Raw genomic sequence first — 12,965 nt, forward strand, 5'->3', positions numbered from 1 at the left:
CTATGACCAAAGAAAAGATTCAAGAATTTTCAGCCTTGCAGGCAGAACCAAGCTGGTTGACAGACCTGCGCCTTAAGGCTTTTGACAAAATAGCAGAGCTGGACTTGCCGGTTATTGAGCGTGTCAAATTTCATCGTTGGAACCTTGGTGACGGAATCCTAGCCACAAATGATGAAATCGGAGCCGTTCCAGATTTTACAGCTATCGGTGACAATCCTATGTTGGTCCAAGTTGGCAGCCAAACGGTTCTAGAGCAGTTGCCGGTTGACCTTGTAGAGAAAGGTGTAGTCTTTACAGATTTCGCATCGGCTATGGACATCATTCCAGATGTACTTGAAAAGTACCTCGGTGCTGCCGTAGCCTACGATGAGCACAAATTAGCGGCTTACAACACAGCCTATTTTAACGCAACAGCTGTCCTCTACGTACCAGATAATGTTGAAATCGACCAGCCAGTTGAGGCCCTTTTCTACCAAGACAGCACTAGTCCAGTTGCCTTTAACAAACGCGTCCTCATCATCACTGGAAAAAATGCCAAGCTTAATTACCTGGAGCGTTTTGAAAGTTTAGGCGACGGCACAGCAGCGACTTCAGCCAATATTGTCGTGGAAGTAATCGCCCTTGCTGGTAGCCAAATCAAGTTTGCGGCCATTGACCGCCTTGGCAAGCATTTGGATACCTACCTCAACCGTCGCGGCTATCTCGGAAACGATGCAACGATTGACTGGGCGATTGGTCTGCTCAACGAAGGAAATGTGGTTGCCGATTTGGATAGTGAATTAAAAGGAAACGGTAGCCATGCCAACCTCAAAGTTGTTGGACTGTCATCAGGTCGTCAGGTCCAAGGTGTGGATACGCGCGTGACCAACTACGGTCATAATTCGGTCGGTCACATCCTGCAACATGGGGTTATCTTAGAAAGCGGAACCTTGACTTTTAATGGTATCGGACACATTGTTCGTGGTGCTAAAGGTGCGGATGCCCAGCAGGAAAGCCGTGTCCTCATGCTGTCTGACAAGGCTCGCTCCGATGCCAACCCAATTCTCCTTATCGATGAGAATGAGGTTACAGCTGGACACGCAGCCTCAATCGGTCAGGTGGATCCAGAAGACATGTACTACCTCATGAGTCGTGGTCTGGACCGAGCAACTGCTGAACGCTTGGTTGTTCGTGGTTTCCTTGGCGCAGTCATTACCGAAATTCCTGTCAAGGAAGTTCGTGACCAACTGATTGCCGTGATTGAAGAAAAACTAACAAAGAGATAAGATATGGATTTGGAACGCATTCGCAAGGATTTTTCAATCCTAGACCAAGTTGTTAACGATGAGCCGCTGGTCTATTTGGACAATGCGGCGACCACTCAAAAACCGCAGCAGGTACTAGATGTGCTGGTGGATTATTACCAGAGGGATAATGCCAATGTTCACCGTGGCGTTCACACCCTTTCGGAACGGGCAACTGCTCGCTACGAGGCGGCTCGGCAGAAGGTGGCAGATTTTATCCAGGCCAAGTCTAGTAAGGAAATTCTCTTTACCAGAGGAACGACAACCGGTCTTAACTGGGTGGCTCAGTTTGCAAAGGAAATTCTCCTGCCAGACCAGGAAGTTATAATCTCAGTTCAAGAGCACCACTCCAATATCATCCCTTGGCAGCAAGCCTGTCAGCAAACAGGTGCCAAGCTCCGCTATGTGACCCTAAAAGACGGCGAGCTGGACATGGACCACCTGCGGTCACTACTATCTTCTAAGACCCAGTTCGTCTCCCTAGCACACGTATCCAATGTTTTAGGCAGCGTGGCTCCTATTGGGGAAATAGCAGAGCTGGTGCATGAAGTCGGTGCCTACTTGGTGGTGGACGGAGCCCAGTCAGTTCCCCACATGGCCGTCAACGTGCAAGAATTAGACGTGGACTTCTATGCCTTTTCAGCTCATAAGATGTTAGGTCCAACAGGAATTGGTGTTCTCTACGGCAAGGAAGAATTGCTCAATCTCATGTCGCCAGTTGAATTCGGCGGTGAAATGATTGACTTTGTCTATGAGCAGTCAGCTACTTGGAAGGAATTACCTTGGAAGTTTGAGGCAGGAACGCCCAATATTGCAGGTGCGATTGGGCTGGGAGCGGCCATTGATTACCTGACCGAAATTGGTATGGACGCTATCCAGGCCCACGAGGCAGAACTGGTTGACTATGTCTTTCCAAAATTGCAGGCTATTCCAGGTTTGACCATTTATGGTAGTCAGGACCTGGCCAAGCGGACGGGAGTTATTGCCTTTAACTTGGACGACTTGCATCCACACGATGTGGCAACTGCTCTGGACTATGAAGGAGTTGCGGTACGGGCAGGTCACCATTGTGCCCAACCGCTTCTCAGATATTTGCAGGTGCCTGCTACTGTACGAGCAAGTTTTTACATTTACAATACCAAGGCTGACTGTGATAAGTTGGTCGAGGCAATCATCAAGACAAAGGAGTTTTTCAATGGCCCTATCTAGATTAGACTCTCTTTATATGGCAGTTGTGTCTGAACACTCCAAGTCGCCTCGTCACCGCGGGAGTTTGGCTGGAGTGGAAAAATTGGAACTCCACAACCCAACCTGTGGCGATGTGATTGAACTATCAGTCAAGATTGAAAATGAAGTGATTACCGATATTGCTTTTGACGGCGTTGGCTGCACCATTTCAACCGCATCAGCTTCTATGATGACTGAGGCAGTGCTTGGCAAAGAAATTAAGCATATTGAAGAACTAGCCGAAATCTTCTCACAAATGGTCCAAGGCCAAGAAGACATACGTCGGAAGGAACTGGGGGATGCCTCGCTCCTTGCAGGTGTCGCCAAATTCCCCCAACGCATCAAGTGTGCCACATTACCGTGGAATGCCCTGAAGAAAGCACTGGAACGAAGTGACAGTGCTAACTAAGCATCAACAAACAAATAAATAAAAAATGAAAATCAGATAGAAAGGATTGTTCAGTTTCTGATTGGAATTGAACAGGCCCTCAAGCTTTTGAAAAAAGATAAATCTCCGCGTGTGTTTGCACACGAGGTCGATTCCCTATTTTTCATTTGCTTTCTTAAGGGGCTTAGTATCTTATATTATGTCAGAAGAAAGAATTGAACCAACCCCCATTGACCTTGGGGAATACAAATTCGGTTTCCATGACGAGAACGTGGAACTGGTGGCTTCGACAGGTAAGGGTTTGAACGAAGAAGTCATTCGTGAAATGTCCCGTATCAAAGGCGAGCCTGAATGGATGTTGGAATTCCGTTTGAAATCCTATGAAACATTCAAGAAAATGCCTATGCAGACTTGGGGAGCCGACTTGTCTGAACTGGATTTTGATGATATTGTTTACTATCAAAAACCGTCAGATAAGCCGGCACGTAGCTGGGATGATGTACCGGACAAAATCAAGGAAACCTTTGAACGCATCGGTATTCCAGAAGCTGAGCGTGCCTACCTAGCAGGTGCTTCTGCCCAGTACGAATCAGAAGTGGTCTACCACAACATGAAGGAAGAGTATGACAAGCACGGTATTATCTTTACAGATACCGATACAGCCCTTAAGGAATACCCAGAACTTTTCAAAAAATATTTCGGAAAGCTCGTTCCACCGTCAGATAATAAACTAGCTGCCCTCAACTCAGCGGTTTGGTCAGGTGGTACTTTCATCTACGTACCAAAAGGTGTTAAGTTGGATATTCCGCTTCAAACCTACTTCCGTATCAACAATGAAGGAACAGGGCAGTTTGAACGCACCCTTATCATCGTGGATGAAGGAGCAAGTGTTCACTACGTGGAAGGCTGTACAGCTCCGACTTACTCAACGGCAAGTCTCCATGCTGCTATTGTGGAAATCATTGCCCACGAAGGTGCCTATATGCGTTATACCACCATTCAAAACTGGTCTGACAACGTTTATAACTTGGTAACCAAGCGTGCTCGTGCTGAGAAAAATGCTACAGTAGAGTGGATTGACGGAAACCTTGGTGCTAAGACAACCATGAAATACCCTGCGGTTTACCTAGAAGGTGAAGGTGCGCGTGGGACCATGTTGTCCATTGCCTTTGCCAACAAGGGTCAGGTCCAAGATACCGGTGCCAAGATGATCCACAATGCACCGCGGACCTCATCGTCTATCGTATCCAAATCTATTGCCCGTGGCGGTGGAGAAGTTAACTACCGTGGCCAAGTAACTTTTGCCAAAAACTCAGCCAAGTCGATTAGTCATATCGAGTGTGATACCATTATTATGGATGATATTTCCAAGTCAGACACCATTCCATTTAATGAAATTCACAACTCACAAGTGGCACTCGAACACGAAGCCAAAGTCTCAAAAATCTCAGAAGAACAGCTCTACTACCTCATGAGCCGCGGTCTATCTGAATCCGAAGCCACAGAGATGATTGTCATGGGCTTTGTCGAACCATTCACAAAAGAACTCCCAATGGAATACGCAGTCGAACTCAACAGACTGATTGCCTATGAGATGGAGGGGTCAGTAGGATAAAAATAGTCTGGGAGACTATTTTTATCCTACTGACGTCGCTTCCTGTAAGGAAGCGATATGTAATAAGGAGTTCCGCAGGAACTCTCACCAACCGAGGGGGGAGATGAGGAGTAGCGAATGCCACTCTACATTGAAATGCCAACGCTCGTTGGAAATAGTGAGACGGTAGTCGCTTTTCTTTGCAATCCTAATAATTTATAAAAATCCTATTCCTTCCACGCTCGTCGTTTCCTGTCAGAAAAGGATACGTAGCTAGGAGTTCCGTAGGAACTCTTACCAACTCAACCTCCATTCGACGTAGGAGATGAGGCGAGACAAATACTAAAAAATCTTACCTTTTGTTAATATTTTACAATCAAAAACAGCTTAGGATCAACGTTTCTAATAACGTCAGTCTAAGCTGTTTTGTATTATTAAATCTATTTTACTATACTCTACTTTTTATATACCTAAATTTTTGTGCTATAATTTCTCATTTACATATCTAACAAAGTTGTTCCACCAGGAAACTGGCCAGGGAGCTTTTTTTACTTCAGTAGGTAGAACCATATCAATGCTGGCTTGGTCAGCAATATAACCTTTTCCAATTAAGTCGGTGTCTTCTATTTGCAATTTTCCTACTTTTGTTCCTGCTTTTGTAGGTGCTTGTATTTCACTGAAATCGGTAGTAAATATTGCTATAGCAGGTTTTTCGGTTTGATTTCGTTGGACAACAGACAGGTCTGCTGCAGCTACAACTGGACTTGTTTCTTTTGCTCCATTAAAGACCTTAATTTTGCTATTTTCATAAGCATCGCCTTTTTTGACAAGTGTGGTGTAGGTAAAAGTGGAGTAGATGTAGTCCATTAGTCGGTTTGTTTCGATGAAACGATTTTCAGGTGTTTCTAACCCCCCTTCTACATTCAGTAATATTGTAAGAATTCTCATGTTTGCCTGTTTCGTTGTGGCTATAAAACAAACTCCAGCAGATTGGGAAACAGCTGTTTTTAAGCCATCAACACCACCACGTTCATATATCCCTCCAGCTACCATCTGGTTAAAACTATAATATGAGTAACCGTCGATTGCATAGCTCAATTGGGAAGTAACCTCCAACACCTCAGGGAAATCAATGATTAACCGTCTAGCAATGATGGCTAAATCAAGTGTTGACAGGGTATTGGTATCTTCTTCGGAAGAGTCAGGATAGATATTTTCTCCTAAATAAGAGTTGTCAAGGCCGGATGAGTTGACAATTTTTGCATCGCTAATTCCCCACTCCTTGAGTTTGGCTTTCATTTTATCAACAAATGCTATCTCGCTACCAGCGATTTTTTCAGCTAAGGCAATCATTGCACTGTTGGATGAACTAATCAAAGCAGCGTGTATCAATTCTTCTACTGAATAGAGCCGATAATCTAATATAACGCTAGTAATATTGGGATTGGTTGTTAGCTGGAAAGGGTATTCTGAGATTGTAACAGGGGTGTCTAAATCAATCTCCCCCTTTTTGATGGATTCGTAGACTAAATATATGCCCAAAAGTTTACTTAAGGAAGCCACTGGAACAGGTGTTTGCGAGTCTTTCTCGTACAGAATTTTTCCACTCGTTACTTCTATTGCTAAGGCTTGATTTGCCTTTGATGTAAATTCTTCTGCCCGTACTCCTCTAGAAAGAGATGAGAGGCTAATGAATAGAATAATGATGCTGATTACTATTTTTAGAGTAATTCTTCCGATTTGAGACTGATTATCTATTTTATGATAATTCTCAAAAAATAGGAAATGTTGCATAATCATTCCCTCCTACTTGATTTTATTCCATTATAACACAAAGGATGGCATGAAAAATCAGGAAAATTGATTGAAAGAGTCTGAAAATGATGAAAAAATATGTTTTTACAAAATTTTCTGACAAAAAGACTTTATTTAAGAAAAATTTATGATATAATGAATTCTATAACGACATATGATTATGTGTCAAAGAAAAAGAAAAACAGAGGTGTTTTATGAAAAAGACAACAAAACTCTTTGCCTTAGCAGGTATCACACTCTTATCTGCATCTGTTTTAGCAGCTTGTGGTGCTAAGTCGTCATCAAGTTCATCTGAACAAACCTTGTCATTCCCATCTGAGGTGAAACAAGACGGTTCAGCTGTTGCAGACGCACAATTGAAATACGCTTTGGTTTCAGCTACAACTTCATCAGGACTTTTGATCGATGAATTGACTGAAAACACAATCGATTCAACATTTGGTGGAATGGTTGATATTTCAATGTTTGGTTACGATGGAGATCGTAAATTAGATGACTCAGGTCTTGCTAAAGCTGAATTTGATGTGGAAGGCAAAAAAATCACTGTTAGCTTGACTGGTAAAGACTACAAGTGGTCAGATGGTGAGCCATTTACAATCAATGACTACATCTTCACTATCAAGTCCATGGCAAGCAAAGATTATACCGGTGTTCGTTTTGATGACAAATTCTTGAACATCGTTGGTATGGAAGAGTATGTTGCAGGAACAGCATCAGACATCTCTGGTATTAAGAAAGTTGACGACTACACAGTAGAATTGACTGTGAAAGAAATGTCACCTTCTATGATGTATGCCGGTGGTGATGTACCTGCCTATATCCAACCAGAACACATCTACAAAGATATTCCTGTGGCTGATTGGGAAAAGAGCGAGTATTCACGTACTGCTAAACTTGTAGGTATGGGGCCTTGGAAAATCAAGGAAATCGTAAACGGTGAGTCTATCACTTACGTTCCAAACGAACACTTCTTCAAGGGTACAACACCAAAAACAAGTTCATTCAAGATTGATATCGTGTCTCCTGATACTATCGTTTCTGAAATGAAGGCTGGTAACTACGATATCGCAGATATGCCTGTTGACCAGTTGGATTCATATAAAGATGCTTCTAACTTGAACATCGTTGGATCTTTGGATTCAGTTTACGAATATATTTCATTCAACCTTGGTAAATATGACGAAGCTGCTGGCAAGAACGTTATGGATGAGAATGCTAAGATGAATGATGTGAATCTTCGTCAAGCGATTGCCTATGCTATTGATACCAAGACTGCTGGTGAGAAATTGTATAACGGCTTGTACCACCCAGCAAACTCATTGATTATTTCATTCTTTGGCGAACTTCATGATTCTGAATTGGCAGGCTATACATACGATCCAGAAAAAGCTAAGAAACTCTTGGATGAAGCAGGCTACAAGGATACAAACGGTGACGGCATTCGTGAAGGTAAAGACGGTAAAGAATTCAAAATCACTTTCGCAGCTCGTAAACGTACAGAAGCGAACGAAGCACTTGTACAACAATACATTGCTTGGTGGAAAGAAGTTGGCTTGAATGTTGAATTGTACACTGGCCGTACAGTTGAAGTAAATACTTTCTACGATGCACTTCAAGCAAACGACCCTGCAATTGATATGTATGCTGGTGGTTGGTCTACTGGTTACGATCCAAACCCAACAGGTACTTGGGGTCCTATCGCTGCCTTCAACATGTCACGTTTCGTATCTGAAGAAAATACGAAATTGTTGGATGCAATTAGTTCTACTGCTTCATTCGATGAGAAAACAAACCTTGAAAACTACAAGGCTTGGCAAAAATATGCTCACGAGCAAGCATTTGCTATTCCAACATTTGAATCTGAGTCTATTACAGCACTTAACAAACGTGTGAAAAACTATGATTCTAACTATGGTTCAGCTTCAGGTAAAGGTATTGCTCTTGAAAATATCGAATTGACAGCTGATAAAGGTGTAGCGGCAGAATAGTCTTATAAAGAAGATAAAAGAAGATAATAGAATCTGAAAAAGCCAACTTGGTTGGCTTTTTTCAGATTGCTATTGGAATTTTCTGATAATTATGGTATAGTAGAACCAGTATACAAAAAATGATTGATGTCATTTTTAGTTTTTAGTAAACGCTATCAAATTCTATATAGACTTGATGGATTTATTAATAAAGATATAAAAGATCAGTTTTCATAGACTTAAGGATATTTGATTTGAAGGATGAAAGAAGTTGAATGAACTGATGAACAAAGGAGGAAAAAGCGTGGCTACTGAAAAACCGCTTTTAGACATTAAGGATTTGCACGTTGGATTCCGCATCGGTGATGATTATTTTGATGCAGTTGACGGTGTTGATATTACCTTACAAAAAAATGAAATCCTAGCGATTGTTGGGGAATCTGGTTGTGGTAAATCAACTTTGGCAACAACAATTATGGGGCTACATAATCCATTAAATACCAAAATTACAGGTAGCATCCAATACAATGATATGGAATTAATTGGGATGGACGAGGCCAAGTACAATACGGTACGTGGAAATGATATTGGTATGATTTTCCAAGATCCCTTGGCGTCTTTAAATCCATTGATGACCATTGGTGCACAGATTGATGAAGCACTATTCTATCATACAGATTTGGATGCCAATGCCCGTACGGAGCGTGTTTTGGAATTATTAGCTCAAGTAGGTATTCCAAATCCTAAGCGTACATTTAAGCAGTATCCTCATGAGTTGTCAGGTGGTATGCGTCAGCGTATCATTATCGCCATGGCCTTATCTTGTAAACCTCCGATTATTATTGCCGATGAACCGACAACGGCTTTGGATGTAACTATTCAGGCACAGATTTTGGATTTATTAAATGATATTCAAGCAGAAACAGGGTCAGGTATTATTTTGATCACTCACGACCTAGGAGTAGTGGCAGAAACGGCAGACCGTGTAGCAGTTATGTATGGTGGTCAGTTTGTAGAGGTTGCTCCTGTTGAGGAACTCTTTACCAATCCAAAACATCCATACACCCGTTCGCTTTTGAAATCAAATCCGCAATCAGAAAACGAAGGCGGAGAGTTGCACGTTATTGACGGAATTGTACCGCCAATTACAAAGATGCTGCGTAAAGGTTGTCGATTTGCACCACGTATTCCGTGGATTGAAGCTGCAACACACGAAGAAAATCCGGTTATGCATGAAGTTGGACCTAACCATTTTGTACGTTGTACTTGCCATGAAACATTCTATTTTGAAGGGGAGGCCTAATAGTGGGATTTATTGAAGTAAAAGATTTAAAAGTCCATTATCCAATTCGTAGTGGCTTCTTTAACCGTGTTACAGATCATGTCTATGCTGTGGATGGTGTAAACATTGAAATCGAAGAAGGTAAGACATACGGTCTGGTTGGTGAGTCAGGGTCAGGAAAATCAACGATTGGTAAAGCAATTATTGGTTTAGAGCGTGCCACTTCAGGACAAATTATTTATGAAGGACAAAATGTAACCAACAAATCGCGTGGAAAAAAAGGCAACTTTAATCGTGATGTACAGATGATTTTCCAAGATTCACTTTCAAGTTTCAACCCGAAAAAACGTATTTTGGACATCATTGCAGAACCAATTCGAAATTTTGATCGACTTTCACCAGATGAAGAAAAGAAAAAAGTTCTTCAGCTCTTGGATACAATTGGTCTCAATGAAGAAGCCTTAATTAAGTATCCTCATGAATTCTCAGGTGGTCAACGTCAACGGATCGGTGTTGCTCGTGCCTTGGCTAGTAACCCACGTTTGATTATTGCTGATGAGCCTGTTTCTGCTTTGGACTTGTCTGTTCAAGCACAGGTCTTGAATTATATGAAACGTATTCAAGATGAATTCAAACTTAGTTATCTCTTCATTTCCCACGATCTTGGTGTGGTACAACACATGTGTGATGAACTCTTCATCATGTACCGTGGTCGCTTTGTAGAAACAGGAAATAAGAGTGATATCTATAGTAATCCACAGCATATCTACACCAAGCGTCTCTTATCAGCGATTCCATCAATTGATCCAGTAAATCGTTTGAAAAATAAGGAAAAACGTTTGGCTGCAGAGAAGGAGTACCAAGAAAAACAAGGTCAGTACTATGATGAAAACGGTCGTGTGTACGATTTGAAAGCTTTTTCAGCAACTCATCAAGTAGCCCTTCCAGAAGGAGGTAAGAACTAAGATGTGGAAAACAGTATTACGACGTTTACTCATGATGATTCCTCAGATTATCATTCTGAGTGTCATAGCATTCTTTGTTGCAAAAATGATGCCTGGTGATCCATTTACCGGTATGATTGACCCAAATATTGACCCTGCAATTATTGAACAAAAACGGATTGCAGCTGGATACTACGATCCAATTCCGGTTCAATATATTCGCTGGGTAGGAAATCTTTTGCAGGGTGATTTTGGACAAAGTTTCCTCTTTAAACAACCAGTTATCGATGTGATTATGCAGCGTTTGAATAACACAATTTGGTTATCATTGCTTACCATGATTTTGACCTATGCTATTGCCCTTCCTTTAGGTATGATTGCGGGTCGTTATCAAAATTCACTTGCTGATAAAGTCATTGGTGTTTACAATTTCTTGACTTTCTCAACGCCAACTTTTGTATTTGCAATTTTGATGCTCTGGTTATTTGGTTTTAGTTTAGGTTGGTTCCCAACACGTGGTTCTATCGGTGGTGGGGTAGAAGGATTTGCAGCTATATTAAGTCGTCTCCATCATATGATTTTGCCGGCGATTACCATGGCCATCTTATCTACAACTGTAACTATTCAATACCTCCGTACGGGGATTATCGATGCTAAGAGTCAGGACTATGTTCGTACAGCACGTGCCAAAGGTGTACCTGAGCGTGTGGTATACAACCGCCACATCTTCCGTAACTCAATTTTACCTATTGCATCATTCTTGGGGTATGAATTGACTGGTTTGATTGGTGGTTCTATCTTTATTGAAAATATCTTTACTTATCCTGGTATCGGTCAATTGTTCTTTAACTCGATTTCTAGCCGTGACTATAGTGTCATTTTGGCCCTCTTGTTAATCTTTGGTATGGGAACTTTGTTGGGAACCTTGATTTCAGATATTATCATGAGTATTGTAGACCCACGTATCCGTGTGAAATAGAAGGAGGAGTACGGTGAGTAAAGAAAATAAAAAACAAGTACAATCAGCTTCAACTCCTCCGGGTGGTTTTCGAGTCATTGCACGAGAATTTACGAAGGATAAGCTGGCTTTGACTTCATTGATTATCTTGGTAACAGTTCTTTTGGCTGTTTTCATCGGTGCCTTGGTGATGGACCAAGAGCAAGTTATGAAAGTCAATCTTTTAGGACGTTACTTGGAGCCAGGAGTTGATGGCTATATTTTGGGAACGGATGAAGGTGGTAAAGACATCTTTGGTCAACTAATTATCGGTGCTCGGAACTCAATTGTCATTGGTTTCACTATTACCATTATCACCAGTATCATTGGTATTTCAGTTGGGTTAATCTCAGGTTATTATGGTGGTCGATTGGACGGTTTCTTGATGCGTATTGTCGATTTTATCATGATTTTGCCGGTAACAATGTTGATTATTGTATTTGTAACAGTTATTAAAAACTATACAATCTATCATTTCATTTTTATCATGAGTGCATTTTATTGGACAGCCAAAGCCCGTCTATTCCGTACAAGAACGTTGTCTGAGGCTAGTTTGGATTATGTCAATGCGTCGAAAACACTTGGAACAAGTGACTTTATGATCATGTTCCGTGAGATTTTACCAAACTTAAGTTCATTGATTATCGTTAACTTGACACTCAACTTTGCAGGTAATATCGGTATTGAAACTTCATTGACCTATCTTGGTTTTGGTCTCCCATCAACAGTCCCAAGTTTGGGTACCTTGATTTCAAATGCCCGTAACGCAGATATCTTGGAAAACAAGACTTGGATTTGGTTGCCAGCAGCCATTTTCATCTTGGTCATGATGCTTTGTATCAACTATGTCGGTCAAGCCTTCCAACGTGCTGCCGATGCAAAACAACGTTTGGGTTAAAAACATATAAGGGTTCCTTCGGGAACTCTTTTTCTACCATTTGTCAAGTTCATCAAGGTATTTGACGAAAAATATTTTGAGTTCAATAGTCAAAATAAGGAAATTGTTTTCTTTTGGACTAAAGTTTCGTGTAAAAAAGAGTACACGAAATTAACACCTTATGTTGAAAATTTTTGATAAGGTGTTACAATGATAGAGCATAAACAGTTTTATCGATTTTGGGTTGAAGCGTAATCGTAAAGTTTGTTATGCATAATGAGGTAATACATTGTCCGAATGAGACGATGTATGGAGGCAATCGTGTGCGGCTTCGTTGAAGTCGTTTGCGATTGTCTTTTTCGTTTCTCATAAAAGTCTGAGATATGGCAGGGATTGGTGTGACTGGCTGAAGCGATATTGTGAATACATTTGAACAGAATCTTTCTAGCGTAGGGATTGCCACACTTGGTAATGTGTTCCTTAGCGAGGAAGTTACCAGATTCATAGTGTCTCAGGTCAATACCGATAAAGGCATTGATTTGATTGGCAGACTGAAAACGGCGAATATCTCCCAGTTCACCAATAATACTT

The 12,965-nt window shown here is 41.4% G+C and carries 11 protein-coding genes; 9 read left to right on the forward strand and 2 right to left on the reverse strand.

Features of this window, described 5'->3' with window-relative positions; all coding sequences use genetic code 11:
• Positions 1–2 precede the first annotated feature (2 nt).
• The 4 genes from sufD (at position 3) to sufB (ending at position 4,513) form a co-directional block, all read left to right on the forward strand.
• Positions 3–1,265: a Fe-S cluster assembly protein SufD gene (sufD, locus tag NF418_RS03810; protein WP_256778506.1), complete on the forward strand. Its 1,263-nt coding sequence runs from the start codon at positions 3–5 to the stop codon at positions 1,263–1,265.
• A 3-nt stretch (positions 1,266–1,268) separates the two neighbouring features.
• Positions 1,269–2,492, forward strand: coding sequence for a cysteine desulfurase (locus NF418_RS03815; protein ID WP_256778508.1), 1,224 nt, complete (start codon positions 1,269–1,271; stop codon positions 2,490–2,492).
• Positions 2,479–2,919 carry a Fe-S cluster assembly sulfur transfer protein SufU gene (gene sufU, locus NF418_RS03820; RefSeq protein ID WP_256778509.1) on the forward strand — a complete coding sequence of 147 codons (441 nt, stop codon included), beginning with the start codon at positions 2,479–2,481 and terminating at the stop codon, positions 2,917–2,919. The genes NF418_RS03815 and sufU overlap by 14 nt, the downstream gene beginning before the upstream one ends.
• A 178-nt stretch (positions 2,920–3,097) precedes the next feature.
• The gene (gene sufB / locus NF418_RS03825) at positions 3,098–4,513 is read left to right on the forward strand and encodes a Fe-S cluster assembly protein SufB (protein ID WP_256778511.1); all 1,416 of its coding nucleotides are present in this window, start codon (positions 3,098–3,100) and stop codon (positions 4,511–4,513) included.
• 462 nt (positions 4,514–4,975) lie between these two features.
• Here sufB and pbp3 read toward each other — a convergent pair whose 3' ends face one another.
• Positions 4,976–6,292, reverse strand: coding sequence for a D-alanyl-D-alanine carboxypeptidase PBP3 (gene pbp3 / locus NF418_RS03830; protein ID WP_256778512.1), 1,317 nt, complete (start codon positions 6,290–6,292; stop codon positions 4,976–4,978).
• Between the two features lie 209 nt (positions 6,293–6,501).
• Between pbp3 and NF418_RS03835 the strand changes: the two genes are divergently transcribed.
• From NF418_RS03835 to NF418_RS03855, 5 genes are all read left to right on the forward strand, one after another.
• Positions 6,502–8,295 (forward strand): oligopeptide ABC transporter substrate-binding protein, encoded by a 1,794-nt coding sequence (locus NF418_RS03835; protein ID WP_256778514.1) that lies wholly within the window; start codon positions 6,502–6,504, stop codon positions 8,293–8,295.
• A gap of 262 nt (positions 8,296–8,557) precedes the next feature.
• Entirely contained in the window at positions 8,558–9,577 is a 1,020-nt protein-coding gene (locus tag NF418_RS03840) for an ABC transporter ATP-binding protein (protein WP_172096890.1), read from the forward strand.
• A gap of 2 nt (positions 9,578–9,579) precedes the next feature.
• Positions 9,580–10,521, forward strand: coding sequence for an ATP-binding cassette domain-containing protein (locus tag NF418_RS03845; protein WP_105109597.1), 942 nt, complete (start codon positions 9,580–9,582; stop codon positions 10,519–10,521).
• 1 nt (position 10,522) lies between these two features.
• The gene (gene opp4B, locus NF418_RS03850) at positions 10,523–11,479 is read left to right on the forward strand and encodes an oligopeptide ABC transporter permease (RefSeq protein WP_105160732.1); all 957 of its coding nucleotides are present in this window, start codon (positions 10,523–10,525) and stop codon (positions 11,477–11,479) included.
• A gap of 13 nt (positions 11,480–11,492) precedes the next feature.
• The gene (locus NF418_RS03855; protein ID WP_256778515.1) at positions 11,493–12,395 is read left to right on the forward strand and encodes an ABC transporter permease; all 903 of its coding nucleotides are present in this window, start codon (positions 11,493–11,495) and stop codon (positions 12,393–12,395) included.
• A 209-nt stretch (positions 12,396–12,604) separates the two neighbouring features.
• Here the strand turns inward: NF418_RS03855 and NF418_RS03860 are convergent.
• Positions 12,605–12,965 (reverse strand): transposase (locus tag NF418_RS03860; RefSeq protein ID WP_256778516.1); only part of this gene is annotated, 361 nt, incomplete at its 5' end.

This window comes from Streptococcus suis, assembly GCF_024509555.1.
In the GTDB taxonomy this organism is placed as follows: domain Bacteria; phylum Bacillota; class Bacilli; order Lactobacillales; family Streptococcaceae; genus Streptococcus; species Streptococcus suis_AD.

Bases quoted from the DNA above. Each gene is read 5' to 3' on its own strand.
- sufD (WP_256778506.1), top strand. From the start codon at position 3: ATGACCAAAGAAAAGATTCAAGAATTTTCAGCCTTGCAGGCAGAACCA.
- NF418_RS03815 (WP_256778508.1), top strand. From the start codon at position 1,269: ATGGATTTGGAACGCATTCGCAAGGATTTTTCAATCCTAGACCAAGTT.
- sufU (WP_256778509.1), top strand. From the start codon at position 2,479: ATGGCCCTATCTAGATTAGACTCTCTTTATATGGCAGTTGTGTCTGAA.
- sufB (WP_256778511.1), top strand. From the start codon at position 3,098: ATGTCAGAAGAAAGAATTGAACCAACCCCCATTGACCTTGGGGAATAC.
- pbp3 (WP_256778512.1), bottom strand. From the start codon at position 6,292: ATGATTATGCAACATTTCCTATTTTTTGAGAATTATCATAAAATAGAT.
- NF418_RS03835 (WP_256778514.1), top strand. From the start codon at position 6,502: ATGAAAAAGACAACAAAACTCTTTGCCTTAGCAGGTATCACACTCTTA.
- NF418_RS03840 (WP_172096890.1), top strand. From the start codon at position 8,558: ATGAACAAAGGAGGAAAAAGCGTGGCTACTGAAAAACCGCTTTTAGAC.
- opp4B (WP_105160732.1), top strand. From the start codon at position 10,523: ATGTGGAAAACAGTATTACGACGTTTACTCATGATGATTCCTCAGATT.